Raw genomic sequence first — 21,403 nt, 5'->3', positions numbered from 1 at the left:
ACCCGTAGGAGCGTCGCCCCCGGCGCGATTCGATGGCGGTCATCCCGCAGAATCCGAGGCATGGCCGCTGTTCGCCGCGGGGTCGCGGCTCCTGCGCGAATGTGGCGATCCCGTCTTGATCTTCACATCGCCATGGCGCCGTGCGCCACCGGCGCACAGCCTTTGTTGCAAGGCGCTCAGCCGCGCTCGACCGGCGCCGAGGTCAGTTCGAAGGGATTGTTGTTGCGCCGCTGGTTGCGGTCTTCCCGCGGCGTGGCGCCGAAGAAATTGCGATAGGCGCTGGAGAAATGCGGCCCCGACGAGAAACCGCAGGACAGGCCGATCTGGATGATCGACTTGCTGGTCTGCATCAGCAGCTGGCGCGCCTTGTTCAGGCGCAGCTCCAGGTAGTACTGGCTGGGCACGCGGTTGAGGTACTGCTTGAAGATGCGTTCCAGTTGCCGGCGGGATACGCACACGTGCTGGGCGATCTCGTCGGTGGTCAGCGGCTCCTCGATGTTCGCCTCCATCAGCAGCACCGCCTGGGTCAGCTTCGGATGGCTGGAACCCAGACGATTCTGCAGCGGAATACGCTGGCGCTCGCCGCCCTCGCGGATACGCTCGACCACCAGCTCTTCGGACACCGCACCAGCCAGCTCGGCGCCGTGATCGCGCGCCAGCAGCGCCAGCAGCAGGTCGAGCACGGCCATGCCGCCACAGGCGGTCAGGCGGTCACGATCCCAGTCGAACAGGTGGCTGGTGGCGATCACCTTGGGAAAGCGCTCGGCGAAGTCGTCCTGCCAGCGCCAGTGCACCGCGGCACGGTAGCCGTCGAGCAGGCCCAATTGGGCCAGCGGGTAGACGCCAGCGGAAACCGCGCCGATGGTGCAGCCGCTGCGCACCAGTTGCTTGAGCGCCGCGGCCAGTGGCGGCGCCACGCTCAGCGGCGGCTCGTCGGCCAGCAGGAACAGCTTCTGGCAGTTTTCCAGCGCACCGACCCAGGAACCGCCCGGCAGGCGCCAGCCGCCCTCGGGCGGTGTTTCGACCTGCAGGAACGACAACTCGTAGACCACTTCCGGATGGACGCGCTGAGCGACGCTCAGGGCTTCCTCCGCCAACGCCAGGGTCAGGGGCTTGGTGTTGGGCCACAGCAGGAAGCCGATTCGGTGGGCAGTCATGGCAGGCAGTTTAAGCTCTGGAGACGATTGAGGGCATGCACAGGGTTGTTGCCAACTATTTGAGGCTACCGCTGAGGAACTGCTGCAAGCGTTCGGATCGCGGATTGCTCAGTACCTCGCGCGGATCACCGCGCTCTTCCACGACGCCCTGGTGCAGGAACAACAGCTGGTTGGACACTTCGCGGGCGAAGCCCATCTCGTGGGTGACCACCACCATGGTACGGCCTTCGTCGGCCAGATCCCTCATGACTTTCAGCACTTCGCCAACCAGTTCCGGATCGAGCGCCGAGGTCGGCTCGTCGAACAGCATGACCTCGGGTTCCATGGCCAGCGCCCGGGCGATGGCCACGCGCTGCTGCTCACCGCCGGACATGTGCGCGGGATAGGCATCCCGGCGGTGCGCCACGCCGACCTTGGCCAGGTAATGCTCGGCCTTCTCTCGGGCCTGCTGCTTGCTCATGCCGAGCACGTGCACCGGCGCCTCCATGACGTTTTCCAGCACGCTCATGTGCGCCCACAGGTTGAAGTGCTGGAACACCATGGCCAGGCGCGAACGCAGGCGCTGCAGTTGCCTGGCATCGGCGGCGCGCAGGGCGCCGTCCTTGCCGGGCACCAGCTTGAGCGCCTCGCCGTTGAGCAGGATCTCGCCGGCATGGGGCTGTTCCAGCAGGTTGATGCAACGCAGGAAGGTGCTCTTGCCCGAGCCGCTGGAGCCGATGATGCTGGTCACGTCGCCGGCCCTGGCCGCCAGCGCCACGCCCTTGAGCACTTCGTGGCTGCCATAGCGCTTGTGCAGGTCCTTCACTTCAAGCTTGTACATGCTTTTCACTCTCTCGAATCCAGCGCTCATGCGCGCCGCGGCGCCAGGTAGGCCAGCCAGCGCCGCTCGGCCAGCTTGAACAGGCGCACCAGGATAAAGGTCAGGCACAAGTAGAACAGGCCGGCGGTGACGAAGGCCTCGAACGGCAGGTAGTACTGGGCATTGACCGAACGGGCCGCACCGGTGATGTCGATCAGGGTGACGATCGAGGCCAGGCTGGTGGTGTGCAGCATCATGATCACTTCGTTGCTGTACTGCGGCAGCGCCCGGCGCAGCGCCGAGGGCAGGAGGATGCGACGGTACAGCTTGCTGCGCGACATGCCCATGGCCCGTGCCGCCTCGATCTCGCCATGGGGCGTGGCCTTCAGGCTGCCGGCGAGGATCTCGGCACTGTAGGCGCTGGTGTTGATGGCGAACGCCAGGCAGGCGCAGAAGGTGGCGTTGGACAGGTAGGGCCACAGCACGCTGTCGCGCACCGCCTCGAACTGGGCCAGGCCGTAGTACACCAGAAACAGCTGCACCAGCATCGGCGTGCCGCGGATCACATAGGTGTACAGCCAGGCCGGGGCATTCACCAGCGGCGAGCGCGACACCCGCATCAAGGCCAGGGGCACGGCCAGCAGCAGGCCGAAGAACAAGGCGATGGCGAGCAGCTTGAGGGTCACCAGCACCCCGCCGAAATACAGCGGCAGGTTGTCCCAGATAACGGTGTAGTCGAAGATCATCGCTTGCCCCCGCTCACAGTTCGGCGGCCCTGGTGCCGACCGAGTAGCGTTTTTCCAGGTAACGCAGGGCCAGCAGCGACACGCTGGTGATCACCAGGTAGAGCGCCGCCACGGCCAGGTAGAAGGTGAACGGCTCGCGGGTGGCGTCGGCGGCGCTCTTGGCCTTGAACATCATGTCCTGCAGACCGACCACCGAGATCAAGGCCGTGGCCTTGGTCAGCACCAGCCAGTTGTTGGTGAACCCGGGGATGGCGAAACGGATCATCTGCGGCACCAGGATGCGCAGGAACACCTGCAGGCCGCTCATGCCATAGGCGGCGCCCGCCTCCGCCTGGCCCCCGGGAATGGCCAGGAATGCGCCGCGGAAGGTTTCCGACAGGTAGGCGCCGAAGATGAAGCCCATGGTGAACACGCCGGCGACGAAGGGGTTGATGTCGATGTAGTCGTCATGGCCGAGCAGCGGCGCGACCCGGTTCACCAGATCCTGGCCGCCGTAGAAGATCAGCAGGATCAGCACCAGGTCGGGAATGCCGCGGATCACCGTCGAATAGGTCTCGCCCAGCAGCGCCAGCCAGCGCACCGGCGACAGGCGAAAGGCCGCGCCGATCAGGCCGAGCACGATCGCCAGCGCCATCGAGGTCAACGCCAGGATCAGGGTGAGCCAGGCGCCATCGAGAATGGACGAGCCGTAGCCGTTGAGCATCCGCTTACCTCATGCGCGCGCCATGCAGCGCCGAAATGCTAACGAAGAAGCGGCCCACGCCCGGTTGCCCCGACGCGCGCCACTTTCGATGAAGGACGCCTTACTCGCCGTAGACGTCGAAGCTGAAATACTTGTCCTGCACGGCCTTGTAGGTGCCGTTGGCGCGGATCGCCAGGATCGCCGCACTGATCTTGTCGGCCAGCGCCTTGTCACCCTTGCGCACGGCGATGCCCTGGCCTTCGCCGAAGTACTTCTCCTCGGTGAAATCCGGGCCGACGAAGGCGAAGCCCTTGCCGGCGTCGGTCTTGAGGAAGCCGTCATCGATGTTCACCGAGTCGGCGATGGTGCCGTCCAGGCGGCCCGCGCTCAGATCCAGGAACACCTCGTTCTGCGAGGTGTAGCGCACGATCTGCGCCCCCGCCGGGGTGAAGACGTCGGTGGCGTAGCGGTCATACACCGAGGAGCGCTGCACGCCGATCTTCTTGCCCTTGAGATCCGCCACATCGTTCATGACGGTGCCGGCCTTCATCGCCAGCTTGGCCGGCGTGGCGTAGTACTTGCCGGTGAAATCGACCGCGCGCTTGCGCTCCTCGGTGATCGACATCGACGACAGCACGGCGTCGAACTTGCGCACTTTCAGCGCCGGGATCAGGCCATCGAACTCCTGCTCGATCCACTTGCACTCGACCTGCATTTCCTCGCACAGCGCCACGCCGATGTCGTAGTCGAAGCCGGTGATGTTGCCATCCGGGGTCTTGTAGGCGAACGGCGGGTAGGCCGCTTCGATACCGATACGCAGCGCCTTGGCTTCTTGGGCCATGGTCAGCGGCGAGAGCAGGGATAGTGCCAGCGCGCCGAGCAGTGCGATCTTGTTCATCAGGAAAACTCCTAGCAATGGAAAGGCTTCGATGGCGCGATGCAGGTTGGCCGCAGGCCATGAATGGGTCGAATGTAGAGAGGGTCGCCGTCGTTCGAGGGGCTGCGCCTGAGAGAGCGGCATTCTAGCGACAGGCCGAATACCGATATTTCCTCAATGCGACAAGTAATTACAAAAGCCCGGGATGGCCGCCGAAGGCATATTGACAGAACGGAGGGGATGTGAATAAGGGAATTTTCCACAACCTTGATTTACAGCAAGTACCAGGCCATTTCCATGCAAACCCCGTGAACACTGGGCTGCAGCGACCTTCCGGGCATCCCTGGCGCCTGCCGCGGCCCACTGAGGGGGCAGACTGTTCCCGCACACCCCAGATCGGCGCACGGCTGTTACCCAGCAAAGCGCGAACGCCCCACGCCGGATCGACCCGGGTGGGGCGTTGGCATCCGGGCGGCGGTCAGGCGCAGGCCGACTGCATGGTCTTGTGGGTTTCGATCAGGTGCTGCACCACACCCGGGTCGGCCAGGGTGGAGATGTCGCCGAGGGAATCGTATTCGGCCGTAGCGATCTTGCGCAGGATGCGGCGCATGATCTTGCCCGAACGGGTCTTCGGCAGGCCCGGCGCCCACTGGATGATGTCCGGCGTGGCGATCGGGCCGATTTCCTTGCGCACCCAGTTCTTCAGCTCCTGGCGCAACTGCTCGGACGGCTCTTCGCCCTGGTTCAGGGTGACGTAGACGTAGATGCCCTGCCCCTTGATGTCGTGCGGCACGCCGACCACCGCGGCCTCGGCGACCTTGGGATGGGCGACCATGGCGCTTTCCACTTCGGCGGTGCCCATGCGGTGGCCGGACACGTTGAGCACGTCGTCGACACGGCCGGTGATCCACCAGTAGCCATCCTCGTCGCGACGGGCGCCGTCACCGGTGAAGTACATGCCCTTAAAGGTCTTGAAGTAGGTGTCGACGAAGCGGTCGTGGTCGCCATACAGGCTGCGCGACTGGCCCGGCCAGGAATCGAGGATCACCAGGTTGCCCTCGGCGGCGCCTTCGATCAGGTTGCCCAGGTTGTCCACCAGCGCCGGCACCACGCCGAAGAACGGACGGGTGGCCGAGCCCGGCTTGAGCGCGGTCGCGCCCGGCAGCGGGCTGATCAGGATGCCGCCGGTCTCGGTCTGCCACCAGGTGTCGACGATCGGGCAGCGCTCCTTGCCGACGTTGCGGTGGTACCAGTCCCAGGCCTCGGGGTTGATCGGCTCGCCGACCGAACCGAGCAGACGCAGGCTTGAACCGTCGGCGCCCTCCACGGCGGCGGTGCCCTGGGCCATCATGGCGCGGATCGCGGTGGGTGCGGTGTAGAGGATATTGACCTTGTGCTTGTCGATGATCTTCGACACCCGGGTCACGTCCGGGTAGTTGGGAATACCCTCGAACAGCAGCGTGGTCGCGCCATTGGCCAGCGGGCCGTAGACGATATAACTGTGGCCGGTGACCCAGCCGACGTCGGCGGTGCACCAGTAGACGTCGCCCGGCCGGTAGTCGAACACCCGCTCATGGGTCAGCGCGGCGTACACCAAGTAGCCGCCGGTGGTGTGCAGCACGCCCTTGGGCTTGCCGGTGGAACCGGAGGTATAGAGGATGAACAGCGCTTCCTCGGCGCCCATTTCCTTCGGCGCGCAGACGCTGCCGGCGACCTTCATCAGGTCCTCGAACCAGATGTCGCGGTGCTGGTTCCACTTGATCCCGGAACCGGTGCGCCTGACCACGATGACCTTCTGGATGCTGCGGGTCTCGGGGTTGGTCAGGGCGTCGTCGACGTTGGCCTTCAGGGCGATCTTCTTGCCGCCGCGCAGGCCTTCGTCGGCGGTGATCACCACCTTGGAGCGGCAATCGATGATGCGCCCGGCCAGGGCTTCCGGGGAGAAACCGCCGAACACCACGGAATGGATGGCGCCGATGCGCGCGCAGGCCAGCATGGCCACCACGGCTTCCGGGATCATCGGCATGTAGATGGTCACCACGTCGCCGCGGTGTACGTCCTGGCCACGCAGGGCGTTGGCGAACTTGCACACCTGCTCGTGCAGCTCGCGGTAGGTGATTTCCCGGTGCTCGGAGGGGTCGTCGCCCTCCCAGATGATGGCGAGCTGATCGCCACGTTCTTCCAGGTGTCGATCCAGGCAGTTGTAGGAGACGTTGAGGGTGCCGTCGGCGAACCACTTGATATCGACATGGTGATCGTCGAAGGAGGTCTGCTTGACCTTGGTGAACGGCTTGATCCAGTCGAGGCGCTGAGCCTGCTCGCGCCAGAAGCCGTCAGGGTTGATCACGGACTGCTGATACATGGCTTTGTAGGTGGCTTCGTCGGTCAACGAATTGGCCGCCACCTCGGGGCGCACGGGATACAGGGACGCAGCGCTCATTGAATCACCTCGGCTTTGATGTTGTTTTTCTATGCTCACATTTGTAACCATCCCCCCTGCCGACAACCATACGACCATGGTCTTACCGAGTCCAGACCCGGGTCGCGGCGCCCGCCGTCGGCCAGCGCGACGCCACAGGGATTTGCCCGGGCCCAGACGGATCGGGCCTCCTGCGACCGGCAACTTTCGTTAAGCTCGGCACAGTCCATAGACAAGGTGACACCGCGCATGCCCTTCTCCACCCCCCACTCCCGCGGGCGTCCCCTGCGCCTATGCACCGCCCTGGGCGCCGCCGCGCTACCGCTGTTGCTGGGCGCTCCGCTGATGTACTGGCAAGCGGCGAGCCTGCTGGAGTCGCAGGCGCGGGAGAGCGCCAGTGAGGCGCAGGCACAGCTCGAGGTCATACTCGACCACACCGCTCAAGTAGCCGATGCCGTGGTCGAGCTGTCCGGCCAGCCCTGCGCCGAGGTCGAACAGCCATTGCGCCATCAGGCCACCGTCAGCCCCTTTGCCCGCTCGGTCAATCTGGTCCATGATGGCGTCATCTATTGCACCTCGATGATGGGGCCCTACGACACTGCCGAGCAGGCCCCGGCCTACAGCGACGGCCGCTTGCTCCTGATGGACGGCAATGTCGTTACACCGGAACGTGCGGTACTGGTGTACCGGCAGCCCCGGGGAAACGGCGGCGTACTGGTCGCTATCGACGGTCAGCACCTGAGCGACCTGTTGCAGATCAATGGCCAGGAAGTCCCTCTGCAGTTGTCGGTCGGCACGAACTGGATGAGCGACGACGGCCATGTCAGCCAGGCTCCCGTGGCGGGCTACACGGATTACCCCTTCAGCACCCGTTCGACCCGCTACCCGTTCACGGTGCTGGCCAGTTACCCGACCGGCGCTTCGCTGCAGTACATACGCCAGCACTACTCGCCGCAGTTTCTGCTGTTTCTACTGCTGGGTGCGCTGGCCGGGGCCGCTACCTACCGTTTCAGCCTGCGCTCGGCCTCTCCCAGCTCGGAACTCAAGCGTGCACTGCACGCCGGCGAGTTCGTGCCCTACTACCAGCCCCTGGTGGACACGGGCAATGGCCGCTGGGAAGGCGTGGAAGTGCTGATGCGCTGGCAGCATCCCAGCGAAGGCCTGGTGCCACCGGATCAGTTCATTCCCCTGGCCGAGCGCCTGGGCCTGATCGTGCCCATGACCCGCACCCTGATGCACCAGGTACGCGAGCAATTGGCCAGCCACGCCGAACTGTTGCCCGAGGGCTTCCACGTCGGTATCAACATCACCGCCGCACATTGCCTGGACCTGCAATTGCTCGAGGAATGCCGCGACTTTCTCGACGCCTTTCCGCCCGGGCGCATCACCCTGGTGCTGGAACTCACCGAGCGCCAGATGATCGCCGCCACCGCGGTGACCGAGCAGGTGTTCGCCGAACTGCGGCGCCTCGGCGTGCGCATCGCCATCGACGACTTCGGCACCGGCCACTCCAGCCTGGCCTACCTGCGCGAGTTCCGCGTCGACTGCCTGAAGATCGACCGCAGCTTCATCGCCCTGATCGGCTCGGACGCCCTGTCGCGACACATCCTCGACAATATCCTCGACCTGGCCGTGCGCCTGGAACTGGCGCTGGTCGCCGAAGGCGTGGAAACGCTGGAACAGAGCGATTACCTGACCCAGCGCGGCGTACAGATCCTGCAGGGTTACCTGTACGCCAGACCGATGCCGGCCGAGGCCCTGTTCAAGACCCTGGAAAGCCCGCCCGCGCCTGGCTGAGCAGGCGAAAAAACCCGGCACGGGGCCGGCGGTCGAAGCGCGGATCGTCATCGCTCTTGCGCAGGAGGCGCTTGAGCAGGATGGGGACCGATAAAGGCGCTGGAGGCTGAAGGCTGGACGAAAAGCCAGGCTACGGGGTAGAAGCCGATAAAGGCGCTGAAGGCTGAACGAAAAAGCTTGACTGTGGTAAGGCCGACCAGAACGTTTTCCAGCTCCAGCCACGAAAAAACCCGGCACATCGGCTAATGCCAGTCAGTTAAGCGCTTGGCCCGCAAAACGACAGTTTGCCCTGTCCCTGTAGGAGCCGCGCCCCCGCGGCGAATCGTGGCCATACCGCGATTTCTGCGGTATGGCCACTCTCGCATCGCGCCGAGGTCGACGCTCCTACGCGCGGGGATCGCTTTTCTGTAGGCCTCCCTGTTCCTACAGAAACCTTATCTGATCGGCATTAGGCACATCGGCCGGGCTCGTTTTAACGCGAGAGTCGTCAGTTCATGCCCAGCCAGTTCGGCAGGCCCAGCGAAATGAACGGCACGTAGGTCACCAGGATCAGGAACGCCAGCATCACCAGCAGCCATGGCGACACCGCGCGCACCACGCGGGTCAGCGGCATGCCGGTGACCGCCGAGGTGACGAACAGGTTGAGCCCGGTCGGCGGCGTGATCAGGCCGATCTCCATGTTCACCACCATGATGATGCCCAGGTGGATCGGGTCGATGCCCAGTTGCATGGCGATCGGGAACAGGATCGGCGCCAGGATCAGGATGATCGCCGACGGCTCCATGAAGGTACCGGCGACCAGCAGTACGATGTTCACCACGATCAGGAACTCGATCGGCGAAAAGCCCTGCTCCACCACCCAGGCGGTGATCGACTGCGGGATCTGCTCGGTGGTCAGCACGTGGGCGAAGAGCATGGCGTTGGCGATGATGAACATCAGCACCACGCTCAGCTTGCCGGCCTCGACGAACACCTTCGGGCACTCGCGAACGGTCATGTCCTTGTAGATGAAGATCGCCACGAAGGCCGCGTACACCGCGGCCACCGCAGCGGCTTCGGTCGGCGTGAACATGCCCGAGTAGATACCGCCGAGGATGATCACGATCAGCGCCAGGCCCCAGCCAGCCTTGCGCCCGGCTACCATGATCTCGGCCATCGACGCTCGCGGCAGCGACGGCATGTTCTTCACCCGGGCGATGATGTAGATGGTGACCATCAGGAACACGCCCAGCAGCAGGCCCGGCACCACACCGGCCATGAACAGCTTGCCCACCGAGGTTTCGGTCGCGGTGGCGTAGACCACCATGACGATCGACGGCGGGATCAGGATACCCAGGGTACCGGCGTTACAGACGATGCCGGCGGCGAACTCCTTCTTGTAGCCCGAACGCACCATGCCGGCGATGACGATCGAACCGACCGCCGCCACCGTGGCCGGCGACGAGCCGCTCAGTGCCGCGAACAGCATACAGGCCAGAATGGCCGCGATAGCCAGGCCACCCTTGATATGACCGACGCAGGCGTTGGCGAAATCGATCAGGCGACGGGCCACGCCGCCACTGGTCATGAAGGCGCCGGAGAGCAGGAAGAACGGAATCGCCAGCAGCGTGTAGTGCTCGCTGGTCTCGAACAGCTTGATCGCCAGCGAACGCACCGAGTCGTTGCTGAAGAGCAGGATGGTCATGGCCCCGGACAGACCCAGGGAAATCGCCACCGGAATGCCGATGAACATCAGCGCGAACAGGGCGACGAACAAAAATGCGATGGTCATCGTTTAGCCTCCGTTTCTTCGGCGAGTTTGATGGCGTCTTCGACTTCGCCGTGGCCACCAAAACCCAGTTGCTTGTTCTGAATCACACGCACCAGCACCTGGGCGAAACGCAGGAACATCAGGGTGAAACCGATCGGCACGATGATCACGATGTGCCACTGCTGGACGCCGAAGCGATCCAGATCCTCGGCGCCGATACCGGCGCGCATCAGGGTGGCGACCCATTGCTCGCTGGAGTAGGCCATCAGCACGCAGTAGGCCAGGCAGATGACCAGCGCGAGGATCGCCACGGCCTTTTGCAGGGAGGGCTTGAACAGGCGCACCAGCAGATCGACGCCGATGTGCGCGCCGATACGTACGCCCCAGGCCAGGCCGACGAAGATCAGCCAGCCGAACATGGCCTTGGTCAGGGCCACGCTCCAGGTCATTTCCTGGGCGACGTAGAGGATGCCGTCGCCGATGCTGAACAGGGCATCGTTGGCGAAAGGCAGCGTATCGCCCAGGGAATAGAAAATTCCGTAGAGGTTGTTGAATATCACGTACGAGAAGGTGACCAGGGTCATCGCCGCCAGAAGAAACGCGACGGCGATTTCCTCAAGGCGATCCCACAGGTTCCGCAAAGCAGTCATCGGCGGTCTCCCAGAGAGCGTTGTTGTAATTGTTCTGACGCAGCGACTCTAACCTCGCCTGCTCGCGTGCAGATATTCGCGATTGGTAAACGCGGCCTTCGGCCTGGGCGAATAGCGTAGGGGCAGCCATAAGCTTCAAGCTTCAAGCTTCAAGCGGCAAGTTAAAGCGGCCTGTCGTAGGGTGGACGACGCTTCATCCGTCCACCGCTCCGCAATCGCAATGGTGGATGAAAAGAGCGTCATCCACCCTACAGGGTGAGCGTCCGCTTTCGCCTTGTAATGGCCTTCCGAGGCTCAGGCCGGCTCGGCGATCTCGATCAGGTTCAGATCGGGATCACGCAGGTAGATCGAGCGGATCGGTCCGGTGGCGCCGGTGCGCAGCACCGGCCCTTCGATGATCGGCCAGCCGACTCGCTGCAGGTGCGCGATCACCGCGTCCAGGGGCTGGCTGGCGATGAAGCACAGGTCCAGCGCCCCGGGTACCGGCAGGTGGGCCTTGGGTTCGAACTCCTGGCCCCGCACATGCAGGTTGATCTTCTGCTCGCCGAAACAGAAGGCCGAGCGCCCGTTGCCGAAGGTTTCCAGGCGCATGCCCAGCACTTGGGTGTAGAAATGCGTGGTCGCCTCGGCGTCGGTGGCGGTCAGCACCAGATGATCCAGATGGTCGAGCATGAGGGGTCTCCGTAGTCGATCGACGGGTTACTGCGCCGCGCCGTTGGCCGCCTGCGCCGCTTCGATCAGGTCGCTGCCGATCCGGTTTTCGTACTGCTTCCACACCGGGCGCATCACCTCGCGCCACCGCTGGCGTTCCTCGTCCGTGAGCACGATCAGCTCACGCTTGCCGTCCGCGAGGATCTGCTGCTTGTCCTTCTCATTGAGCGCCAGGGCCTGACGATTCACCTCGACCGTGACCTCGTCGATGATGGTCTTCAGTTCGCCACGCACGTCTTCGGGCAGCCCGTTCCAGAATGCCGCATTGGTGATCAGCATGTAATTGCCGACCGCATGATTGGACTCGATCATGTACTGCTGCACTTCATGGTGACGCTGGCTGTAGATGTTCGACCAGGGGTTGTCGGAGGCGTTGATCACGCCGGTCTGCAGGCCCTGATAGATCTCGGCGAAGGCCATCTTGCGGGGTACGGCGCGTAGCGCGCTGATCTGCGCCGCCTGCAGGTCCGAGGGCTGCACGCGGAATTTCAGACCCCGGGCATCGCTCGGCAGGTGCAGTGGCTTGTTGGCGGTGAACTGGCGCATGCCGTTGAGCCAGTAGGCCAGGCCGATGATGCCGTTGTTCTCCAGGCTGTGCAGCAGTTCCTGGCCCTTGGGCGACTGCTCGAAACGCTGGGAGGCCGCGGCATCGTCGAAGAGGAACATCAGGTCGAAGATCTGCACCCGCGGCTGATACTTCTCCAGTTTCACCGGCGCCGGCGCCAGCAGCTGGACGTCGCCGAGCAACAGGGCCTCCATCTCCTTGCCATCGCCGAACAGCGACGAGTTGGGATAGACCTCGACCCGGGCCTTGCCGGCCAGGCGTTCCTTGACCAGCCTCTGCAGCATGCGCGCGCCCTGCCCCTTGGGGGTCTGGTCGGATGCCACATGGGCGAACTTGATGACGATTTCTTCGGCGAAGGCGCCGGCACTCAGCAGCAGGGAAGCGCTGAGCAAGGCGCAGGTCAGACGGCGGCGAAAGACGCGGGACATGAGGCAAACTCCTGTTGTTATTGGTGTGAGCCCTGACCGACATCGGAGGATACCGGCCAGGGCCCTTGCCTTGATTTCCCGCGAACTCTACGCCAGCGCTTCGGCCAGCCAAATTCTTAATTGGGCAAGCCTGTCTTCGGCAATCGCGAAGGCAAGCGCCTGGAGCGACGCGCAGCCCCGGTCCCGCCGCCGGAAAACCAGCCCCCCTCGCCCGCCAAGCGCCGCCGAAGCGCCGGCCACGCCGAACAGGTCGCAAGCGGGCGGCGATCCACTGATATCAGGAACCCTGACCGCGCAGGTGATCGACCATCTGCCGGGCGATCAGCGACAAGGCGTCGTACTGGCGCACGCCGATGTTCAGCTCGCGCTGCGCCCAGTCATCGCTCAGGGCGATGGCCTTCACCCCCATGTGCGGCAGGTAGGTGCCGACCGCCTGCTGCGGCAGGATGCCGATGCCCATGCCGGTATGGATCAGCCGGCAGATCGCCTCGAAGCTGCGTACCTGGATGCGCACCCGCAGGTGCGCGCCCAGCTGCTGGGCGGCCTGGGTGATCAGGCTGTGCAGCGACGCCTCCTTCTGCAGGGCGATGTAGTCGTAGCCCACGGTCTCGCTCAGGGCGACGCTGTCACGCCCGGCCAGCGGATGAGCCCTGGGCACCACCAGCACCAGGCGGTCGCTGCGGTAGGGAAACAGCTGCAGGCCCTCGGCCGCCACATGCCCGGCGAAGATGCCGATGTCGGTCAGGCCCTCGCGCACGGCATGGATGATGTCGCTGCTGACGCGTTCCTCCAGGTCGATGCGGATCTGCGGATGCTGGGCAGCGAAGGCGCTCAGGTCCTCGGGCAGGAAGGCGATCACCGCCGAGGTATTGGCGTGGATGCGCACATGGCCATTGATGCCCTCGCTGAACTCGCTGAGATCGGCCTGCATGTGCTGGATGTTGTCCAGCAGGTTGCGCGCGTGATGCAGCAGCGCATCGCCCGCCGGCGTCAGGGCGACACCCTTGGGCTGGCGGTACAGCAAGGGAATGCGCAGGTGCGCTTCGAGGTCGCTGATGCGCTTGCTCACCGCCGCCAGCGCCAGGTGCTCGCGCTCGGCGGCGCGGGTCAGGCTGCGCTCGTCGGCGATGGCCACGAACAGCTTCAGGGTGAGAAAATCCACGCGCATGACAGGCTCCGCTTCGTGATTGGCGAAAGACGCGCTACCGCAGCTGGCGCTGCGGACCGGCGGCCACACCATAAGTCTTCGTGAGACGCGAAGCCAGACTTGGCGATTGACTGATTGCGGCCAGGCCCGCCATGGGGGATGCTCGCCGCCATCGACCCAAGTCATCGGGAATTCGCTCATGTCTGCCGATTCAACCGCTCCACCCATGGCCCTGGCCGGGCTCAAGGTCATCGAAATGGGCCAACTGATCGCCGGTCCCTTCGCCAGCAAGATGCTTGCCGAGTTCGGCGCCGAGGTGATCAAGATCGAGCCGCCCGGCATCGGCGATCCGCTGCGCAAATGGCGCAAGATCAAGGACGGCACCTCGCTCTGGTGGCACGTGCAATCGCGCAACAAGCAGTCGCTGACGCTCAATCTCAAGGAGCCCGAGGGCCAGGACATCGTCCGCCGGCTGGTCGCCGAAGCCGATATCCTGGTGGAGAACTTCCGCCCCGGCACCCTGGAACAATGGGGCCTGGGCTGGGACGAGCTGTCGCGCATCAACCCGCGGCTGATCATGTTGCGCATCTCCGGCTATGGCCAGACCGGCCCCTACCGCGACCTGCCGGGCTTCGGCGTGATCGGCGAGGCCATGGGCGGCCTGCGCCACCTGTCCGGCTACCCCGGCCAGGCGCCGGTACGGGTCGGCGTGAGCATCGGCGACTCGCTGTCCTCGCTGTACGGGGTGATCGGCGTGCTGCTCGCCCTGCAGGAACGGGCGCGCAGCGGCCAGGGCCAGCAGATCGACGTGGCCCTGTACGAGTCGGTGTTCGCCATGATGGAAAGCCTGGTGCCGGAATACGACGCCTTCGGCTATGTCCGTGAACCGGCGGGCAGCGCCCTGCCCGGCATCACCCCGTCCAATTCCTACCCCTGCAACGACGGCAGCTACGTGCTGATCGCCGGCAATGGCGACAGCATCTACAAGCGCCTGATGAACCTGATCGGTCGCCAGGATCTGGCCGACGACCCGCGCCTGGCGCACAACGATGGCCGTAGCCAGCACGCCGGGATGATCGATGAAGCCATCGGCGAATGGACCGGGCAGCGTGGCCGCGACGAAGTAATCGAAGCGCTCAAGGGCGCCCGCGTACCGGCCGGCTACCCCTACACCGCCGCCGATATCGTCAACGACCCGCATTACCTGGCGCGGCAGATGATCGAGACGGTGCAGACCAGCGCCGGCCCACTCAAGGTGCCGGGCGTGTTGCCCAAGCTCAGCCGCACGCCAGGGCGGATCGGCGCTGGCGGCCCGCAGCTCGGCGAACACACCGATGACGTATTGGCCGGCTTGGGCCTGAGTGACGAGCAGGTCAAGGGCCTGCGCGAACGCGGGATAATCTGAAGTCAGGTACCGATAACTCTCACGCTCCGCGTGAACGCTCAGCCACTCCCCGTAGGGTGGACAACGCGAAGCTTGTCCACCAGTTGCACCGCAGAGCAAAGCACGCTTGAGCCAACCTACAACATGCAATCGCTATGGTGGATGGATAAAGCGTCATCCACCCTACGAGCTAAACGCGGAATCATCTAAGGCAGCTTCAAGCTTCAAGCCAACAGCGTAGAGCTCTTACTTGCAGCTTGTAGCTTGCCGCTTTAATCGTAGGATTCAACCATGAGCAAACGCCTCTACATCCAGGACGTCGCCACCCGCGACGGCTTCCAGATCGAGTCGGCCTTCGTGCCCACAGAAGACAAGATCGCCCTGATCGACCGCCTGTCCCTGACCGGCCTGGCCAAGATCGAAGTCACCTCGTTCACCTCGCCCAAGGCCATTCCCAACCTGCGCGACGCCGAAGAGGTGATGCGTGGCATCAGCCGCGCCCCCGGTGTGGAATACACCGTGCTGGTACCCAACGTGCGCGGTTGCGAACGGGCGCTGTCGTGCTCGGTGGACGAGATCAACCTGGTGATGTCGGCCAGCGACACCCACGGCCTGGCCAACCTGCGCATGACCCCGCAGCAGTCCCTGGTGCAGTTTCGCGAGATCATCGAGGTCACCCGCGGCAGCGGCGTGTTCATCAATGCCTCGCTGTCGACTACCTTCGGCTGTCCATTCGAAGGCGTAGTGAGCGAAGCACGGGTGTACGAACTGACTCAGCAGTTGCTGGATATCGGCGTGCAGGGCGTGACCCTGTGCGACACCACCGGTATGGCCGACCCGGCCCAGGTCGAACGTATCTACCGCGAGTCGCTGCGCCGCTGGCCCGAGGCGGTGTTCACCGCCCACTTCCACAACACCCGTGGCATGGGCCTGGCCAATGCCCTGGCGGCGTTGAATGCTGGCATCGACCGCTTCGACGCCTCCCTCGGCGGCCTCGGTGGCTGCCCCTATGCGCCAGGCGCCAGCGGCAATATCTGCACCGAGGATCTGGTGCACATGTTCCAGCGCATGGGCCTGGATACCGGCGTGGATCTCGATGCCCTGCTGGCCGTCGCCGCCACCCTGCCCGGCCTGATCGGCCACGACGTGCCCGGCGCCATTCTCAAGGCCGGCACCTCGGAGCGGCGCTACCCCAAGCCGAAATGGATGAGCAAAGCGGACGCCTGATCGCGGCGATGCAAGGAAGGCTGTTATCGCACGACCGTAGCCTGTGGTCGAGCGCAGCGATACCCAGGGCAAGCGTTCCCGGGTATCGCTGCGCTCAACGCCGGGCTACACCCGCTAGCGATGCAATCGCGGCCTGCCGACAACCTGTAGGAGCCCCGACCTCGGGGCGATGCGCTTGCAGCCATCGCGCAGAACCCCATCGAGGCCAGCAATCGCCGTCCTACAGGATCACACCCAGCACGCACTTCAGTGCCCGCCGCCGGACTCCGCGGCGCCCTTGGCCGAGAACGGCGGCTTGGCCAGCCAGATGATCAGGATCAGGCCGAAGAACAGCCAGCCCATCAGGGTGAAGTAATCCACCGTCGAGAGCATGTAGGCCTGGCTTTCCACCACACGGTCGATCTGCGCATAGGCCGATTGCGAGGCGCCGCCCAGCTGTTCCAGGTAGTGCTGGGTAGCCGGGTCATAGGGCGTGACGTGCTCGGTGAGCTGGGCGTGGTGATAAATCTCCCGGCGGTGCCAGATCCAGGTGGTCAGCGACGAGGCGAAGCTGCCGCCCAGCACGCGCAGGAAGGTCGCCAGGCCGGAGCCATCGGCGATGTCCTTCGGCGGCAGGCTGGACAGCAGGATGCTGGTGGTGGGCATGAAGAACAGCGCGATCCCCAGGCCCATGAACACCTGCACCTCGGCGATGTGCCGGTAATCCACCTCGGTATTGAACGAGGCGCGCATGAAGCACGAGGCGCCGATCACCAGGAAGGAGGCGCCGGCCAGCAGGCGCAGGTCGAACTTGTGCGCGTACTTGCCCACCAGGGGCGAGAGGAACACCGGCAGGATGCCGATGGGCGCCGCCGCCAGCCCGGCCCAGATGGGCGTGTAGCCCAGTTGGGTCTGCAACCACTGCGGCAGCAGCAGGTTGATGCCGAAGAAGCCGGAATAGCCCAGCACCAGGGCCAGGGTGCCGAAGGTGAAGTTGCGGTACATGAACAGGCGCAGGTTGATGATCGGGTGCTGGTCGGTCAGCTCCCAGATCACCAGGGCGATCAGCGCCACCACCGATACGGCGGTGGCGACACAGATGAAGGTGGACTCGAACCAGTCCATGTCGTTGCCCTTGTCGAGCACCACCTGCAGCATGCCGACGCCCAGCACCAGCAGGGTCAGGCCGACGTAGTCGATGGGCTGGCGGACCCTGCTTTCCGGGCGCTTGCGCAACTGCGTCCAGACCACCAGGGTGGCGAAGATGCCGATCGGCACGTTGATGAAGAAGATCCACGGCCAACTGTAACTGTCGGTGATCCAGCCGCCGGCGATGGGCCCGATGATCGGCGCCACCACCGTGACCATGGCCAGCAGCGCCAGGGCCATGCCGCGCTTGGCGCTGGGAAAGATCGCCAGCAGCAGGGTCTGCGCCATGGGATACAGCGGCCCGGCGACGAAGCCCTGCAGGGCGCGGAACACCACCAGTTCCGGCATCGAGCGGGCGATGCCGCAGAGGAACGAGGTGACGACGAACAGCACCACCGCGGCGAGGAACAGCTTCACCTCGCCGAAGCGCCGCGCCAGCCAGCCGGTCAGGGGCAAGGCGATGGCGTTGCACACGGCGAACGAGGTGATCACCCAGGTGCCCTGCTCCGCGCTGACCCCCAGGTTGCCGGAAATGGTCGGCAGGGCGACGTTGGCGATGGTGGTGTCGAGCACCTGCATGAAGGTCGCCAGGGAGATGCCGATGGTGGCCAGCAGCATGCTGGCCGGGCGGAACAGGTCATCGCTCATGGGATCTGCGCCTCAGCCACGCGCCGCGCCGACCTGGGCCGGGCCGTTGGCGTGGATGATGCGTTCGATCAGGGCATTGGCCTCGACCAAGGGCGCGTCGTACACGGCAGTGGCGAAGCGCGCCTCGGCCGGTGTCCGTTCGGCCAGTTGCACGCCGCTCTGGTCATGCAGGTCGACGGTCACCGCGGTGGACAGGCCAATGCGCAGCGGATGACGCTCGAGCGCCTCCTCGTCCAGGCGGATGCGCACGGGCAGGCGCTGGACGATCTTGATCCAGTTGCCGCTGGCATTCTGTGCCGGCAGCAGGGAGAAGGCGCTGCCGGTCCCCACGCCCAGGCTCTCGACATGGCCCCGATAGGTCACCTCGTCGCCATACAGGTCGGCCTCGACGGTCACCGGCTGGCCGATGCGCATGTCGCGCAACTGGGTTTCCTTGAAGTTGGCGTCGATCCAGATCTCGTGCAGCGGCACCACGGCCATCAGCGCGCTGCCCGGCTGGACCCGGCTGCCGAGCTGCACCGAGCGGCGCGCCACGTAACCACTGACCGGCGCCACCAGGGTGCTGCGCGCATGGTTGAGAAAGGCCTGGCGCAACTGCGCGGCGGCGCTCTTCACATCCGGATGGGACGCCACCACGGTGTCGTCGATCAGCGCCTGGTTGGTGTCCAGTTGCTGCTGGGCCGAGATCAGCGCGCTCTCGGCGCTGCTCAGGGTGTCCTGGGCATGGGCCAGCTCCTCGCGGGAGATCGCTCCGTTGCGCGCCAGGGTCACGCGGCGCTGGTAATCCGCCCGGGCCCGCTGCACGTCGATCTTGCGCGAAGCCACCTGGGCCTTGTAGCTGTCGACATTGCTGAACAGGCCACGCACCTGGCGCACCGTCTTGGCCAGGTTGGCCTCGGCGCTCTGCTGGGCCACTTCGGTATCGGCGGGGTCCAGCCACACCAGCGGCTGCCCGGCCTCGACGTAGTCACCGTCGTCGACGGCGATGCGCGTCACCGTGCCGGTGATCTGCGGGGTGATCTGCACCAGGTTGCCATTGACGTAGGCGTCGTCGGTTTCCTGGTAAAAGCGCCCATACAGTTCGTGGTAGGCGAAGACCGCCACCACGCACAGCAGCACCAGGGCGCCGAGGCCCAGCAACAGGCGTTTGCGTTTGCCCGGGTTCGGGGCAGCGGGAGTGGCTTGAGATTCGGTCATGGCGAGTACTCAGCGGGCGGAAGTGACGGCGGGAGCCGATGACGGAGCGGCGGCCTCGAAGCCGCCACCGAGGGCCTGCATCAGCAGTACCGAAGCGTCGATGCGCTCGGCACGCAGGCTGGCCAGTTGGCGTTCGCTCTGCAGCAGTTGCTGCTCGACGCTCAGCGCATCGAGGTAGTTGCCGATGCCATCGGCGTAACGCTGCATGGCGATGTCGTAGGAGTTGCGGGCGATGTCGCGGGCGCGCTGCTGTTGCTGGATCTGCTGCTCCAGCGAGCGCACCCGGCTGATGCCCTCGCCGATATCGCCGAGGGCCGTGACCAGGGTCTGGTTGTATTGCGCCACGGCCACGTCGTAGTCGGCGTTGCGCCCGGCCAGGGCGGCGCGGCGACTGCCGCCGTCGAAGATCGGCAGGCTCAGGGCCGGACCGACGCTGAAGAAACGGCTGGCGCCGCCGAACAGGGCGTCACCGAGCAGCGACTTGCTGCCCGCCGCGGCAGTCAGATTGAGGTTGGGGTAGAAATCGGCCTTGCTGGCGGTGATGTCCCGGGTGGCAGCCTCGACGCGCCAGCGTGCAGCGACCAGATCAGGACGGCGACCGAGCAGTTCGGCAGGCAGATTGGCCGGCAGGCTGAGCGCCGTGGGCGCGATCAACTGCGGGCGCGGCAGCGTTTCACCGCGATCGGGCCCCTGCCCGAGCAATACCGCCAGGCGGATGCGCGCACCGTCCACCTGCTGCGCGGCAGCGGTCAGGCTGGCCTCGGCGGCCGCTTCCAGGCTCTGGGTCTGCTGCAGCTGATACTCACTGTCGAGCCCGGCATCGACCCGACTGCTGGCCAGGTCGAGCATGTCGCGGCTGCGCTTGAGATCCTGCTCGGCCAGATCGCGGGTGGCGTAGGCCAGGCCGAGGTCGTTGTAGGCCCGGGTCACATCGGCGGCCAGGGTCAGGCGAGCGCCCTGGCGATCCACTTCGCTGGCGCGGGCGCGGCCGAGGGCCGCTTCCCAGGCCGCGCGCTGGCCGCCCCAGAGATCGAAGCGATAGCCGGCGTCCAGCGACAGGCTGCGCAGGGTGCCGTAACGCCCACCCTGGCCGCTGGGATCGTCGACCCGCGCGGAACGCGAACGGGTCACCCCGGCATTGGCGTCCAGCGTCGGCTGACGCTGCGCATCGGCGGCCAGCGCCGCGGCATCGGCCTGCCGGGCCCGGGCGTCGGCGACCTGCAGATCGGGGCTGGCGCGCAACGCCTCTTCGATCAGGCCGTTCAATTGCCGATCGCCCAGGCGGTTCCACCAGTCACTGGCGGGCCAGGCCGCAGGCGACAGATTGCCGGCGAAGGTGTGTTCACCGCGCAGGCTGGCCGCATCCAAGGTATGGCCTTCGGTGTGCAGGCCATCGGGCGAGGCGCAGGCGGCCAGCAGCCAGGCGCCGAAAAGCAGGGTCAGAGGGGTACGCAACGGCATGGTGTTCATCATTCTCCTGGCTCGTGCGGCAAGGCATCGGCGGCCATCAGCATTTTTTTCAGCAGGCGTTCCAGCTCGTGGAGTTCGGCGCGGCTCAGGCAGCCGGTCAGATCGTTGGTGGCGTCCGCGGCGATCTGTGGAACCCGCACGCCCAGGGCATGCCCGCTCTCGGTCAGGGCCAGGCGCACCTGACGGCGGTCCTCGCTGCTGCGCTCGCGGGTGATCAGCGCCTTCTGCTCCAGGCGGTCGAGCATGCGGGTCATCGCCCCACTGTCGAGACTGAGCAGGCGTACCAGGTCGGCCGGCGTGCTGGCCCGGCCCTGGCTGATCAACAGCACCACCTTGAACTGTGCGGCGGTGACGCCGTGGTCCACCAGATGGCGCTCCAGCAGCCGGTCCTTGAGCTGGTTGATCAGCGCAATGAGATGACCGGGGGAATGCTGGAGCGAGAACCGCTCGCGGTCGAAATGTGGCATCGGATTACCTGCCCAGGCAGTTGATGCCGCGCAGATTACTGCCTAGGCAGATAAACGCCCAATTACATTTCGTAATACTCGATATCAATTTTGGAAATAATTTGAAATATTAAGAGGTTCTGAAAGGACTGTCGGGGGCTGGGTGGGGTTCAGG

18 protein-coding genes are annotated in these 21,403 nt (G+C 65.2%); 3 read left to right on the top strand and 15 right to left on the bottom strand.

Annotation, left to right across the window (positions count from 1 at the left end; genetic code table 11):
• Positions 1–176: 176 nt before the first annotated feature.
• The 6 genes from argR to acs all read right to left on the bottom strand — a co-directional run bounded on the left by argR (position 177) and on the right by acs (position 6,701).
• Complete coding sequence (gene argR, locus DNK34_RS22950) at positions 177–1,157, bottom strand: transcriptional regulator ArgR (protein WP_131177614.1); 981 nt, start codon at positions 1,155–1,157, stop codon at positions 177–179.
• A gap of 55 nt (positions 1,158–1,212) precedes the next feature.
• Positions 1,213–1,977, bottom strand: coding sequence for an ABC transporter ATP-binding protein (locus DNK34_RS22945; protein WP_131177613.1), 765 nt, complete (start codon positions 1,975–1,977; stop codon positions 1,213–1,215).
• A 26-nt stretch (positions 1,978–2,003) separates the two neighbouring features.
• The gene (locus DNK34_RS22940; RefSeq protein WP_131177612.1) at positions 2,004–2,702 is read right to left on the bottom strand and encodes an ABC transporter permease; all 699 of its coding nucleotides are present in this window, start codon (positions 2,700–2,702) and stop codon (positions 2,004–2,006) included.
• A 13-nt stretch (positions 2,703–2,715) separates the two neighbouring features.
• A complete protein-coding gene (locus DNK34_RS22935; protein ID WP_131177611.1) occupies positions 2,716–3,405 on the bottom strand; it encodes an ABC transporter permease in 690 nt (229 codons plus the stop codon).
• A gap of 100 nt (positions 3,406–3,505) precedes the next feature.
• Positions 3,506–4,282 carry an ABC transporter substrate-binding protein gene (locus DNK34_RS22930; protein ID WP_131177610.1) on the bottom strand — a complete coding sequence of 259 codons (777 nt, stop codon included), beginning with the start codon at positions 4,280–4,282 and terminating at the stop codon, positions 3,506–3,508.
• Between the two features lie 457 nt (positions 4,283–4,739).
• Positions 4,740–6,701: an acetate--CoA ligase gene (gene acs / locus DNK34_RS22925; protein WP_131177609.1), complete on the bottom strand. Its 1,962-nt coding sequence runs from the start codon at positions 6,699–6,701 to the stop codon at positions 4,740–4,742.
• A 228-nt stretch (positions 6,702–6,929) separates the two neighbouring features.
• Here acs and DNK34_RS22920 point away from each other — a divergent pair, with 228 nt between their 5' ends.
• A complete protein-coding gene (locus DNK34_RS22920) occupies positions 6,930–8,477 on the top strand; it encodes an EAL domain-containing protein (RefSeq protein ID WP_131177608.1) in 1,548 nt (515 codons plus the stop codon).
• A 487-nt stretch (positions 8,478–8,964) separates the two neighbouring features.
• On the opposite strand, the gene dctM is transcribed toward DNK34_RS22920, so the two are convergent.
• The 5 genes from dctM to DNK34_RS22895 form a co-directional block, all read right to left on the bottom strand.
• Positions 8,965–10,248 (bottom strand): C4-dicarboxylate TRAP transporter large permease protein DctM, encoded by a 1,284-nt coding sequence (dctM, locus tag DNK34_RS22915; RefSeq protein WP_131173287.1) that lies wholly within the window; start codon positions 10,246–10,248, stop codon positions 8,965–8,967.
• Positions 10,245–10,877: a TRAP transporter small permease gene (locus DNK34_RS22910; RefSeq protein ID WP_131177607.1), complete on the bottom strand. Its 633-nt coding sequence runs from the start codon at positions 10,875–10,877 to the stop codon at positions 10,245–10,247. Before DNK34_RS22910 ends, dctM begins: the two co-directional genes overlap by 4 nt.
• A 294-nt stretch (positions 10,878–11,171) precedes the next feature.
• Positions 11,172–11,549 carry a VOC family protein gene (locus tag DNK34_RS22905; protein ID WP_131177606.1) on the bottom strand — a complete coding sequence of 126 codons (378 nt, stop codon included), beginning with the start codon at positions 11,547–11,549 and terminating at the stop codon, positions 11,172–11,174.
• Positions 11,550–11,576: 27 nt separating this feature from the next.
• Positions 11,577–12,581 (bottom strand): DctP family TRAP transporter solute-binding subunit, encoded by a 1,005-nt coding sequence (locus DNK34_RS22900; RefSeq protein WP_131177605.1) that lies wholly within the window; start codon positions 12,579–12,581, stop codon positions 11,577–11,579.
• Positions 12,582–12,858: 277 nt separating this feature from the next.
• Positions 12,859–13,749 carry a LysR family transcriptional regulator gene (locus tag DNK34_RS22895; RefSeq protein WP_131177604.1) on the bottom strand — a complete coding sequence of 297 codons (891 nt, stop codon included), beginning with the start codon at positions 13,747–13,749 and terminating at the stop codon, positions 12,859–12,861.
• Between the two features lie 178 nt (positions 13,750–13,927).
• Here DNK34_RS22895 and DNK34_RS22890 point away from each other — a divergent pair, with 178 nt between their 5' ends.
• Together DNK34_RS22890 and DNK34_RS22885 are read left to right on the top strand one after the other, a co-directional pair.
• Positions 13,928–15,133: a CaiB/BaiF CoA transferase family protein gene (locus DNK34_RS22890; RefSeq protein WP_131177603.1), complete on the top strand. Its 1,206-nt coding sequence runs from the start codon at positions 13,928–13,930 to the stop codon at positions 15,131–15,133.
• Between the two features lie 270 nt (positions 15,134–15,403).
• Positions 15,404–16,339, top strand: a complete 936-nt coding sequence (locus DNK34_RS22885; RefSeq protein WP_131177602.1) for a hydroxymethylglutaryl-CoA lyase — start codon at positions 15,404–15,406, stop codon at positions 16,337–16,339.
• Positions 16,340–16,585: 246 nt separating this feature from the next.
• Here the strand turns inward: DNK34_RS22885 and DNK34_RS22880 are convergent, their stop codons facing one another.
• The 4 genes from DNK34_RS22880 to DNK34_RS22865 are packed head-to-tail and all read right to left on the bottom strand — an operon-like array spanning position 16,586 to position 21,249.
• Positions 16,586–18,115 (bottom strand): DHA2 family efflux MFS transporter permease subunit, encoded by a 1,530-nt coding sequence (locus DNK34_RS22880; protein WP_131177601.1) that lies wholly within the window; start codon positions 18,113–18,115, stop codon positions 16,586–16,588.
• A 12-nt stretch (positions 18,116–18,127) separates the two neighbouring features.
• The gene (locus tag DNK34_RS22875) at positions 18,128–19,312 is read right to left on the bottom strand and encodes an HlyD/EmrA/EmrK family protein (RefSeq protein WP_131177600.1); all 1,185 of its coding nucleotides are present in this window, start codon (positions 19,310–19,312) and stop codon (positions 18,128–18,130) included.
• A gap of 9 nt (positions 19,313–19,321) precedes the next feature.
• Entirely contained in the window at positions 19,322–20,782 is a 1,461-nt protein-coding gene (locus DNK34_RS22870) for an efflux transporter outer membrane subunit (RefSeq protein WP_207390815.1), read from the bottom strand.
• The gene (locus DNK34_RS22865) at positions 20,782–21,249 is read right to left on the bottom strand and encodes a MarR family winged helix-turn-helix transcriptional regulator (RefSeq protein WP_131177599.1); all 468 of its coding nucleotides are present in this window, start codon (positions 21,247–21,249) and stop codon (positions 20,782–20,784) included. The genes DNK34_RS22870 and DNK34_RS22865 overlap by 1 nt, the downstream gene beginning before the upstream one ends.
• Between the last annotated feature and the right edge of the window lie 154 nt (positions 21,250–21,403).

It is taken from the genome of Phytopseudomonas dryadis (genome assembly GCF_004327355.1).
Lineage (GTDB): Bacteria > Pseudomonadota > Gammaproteobacteria > Pseudomonadales > Pseudomonadaceae > Aquipseudomonas > Aquipseudomonas dryadis.
Note: the sequence above shows the minus strand (reverse complement) of the source record. Positions and strands in the feature narration are given on the sequence as shown.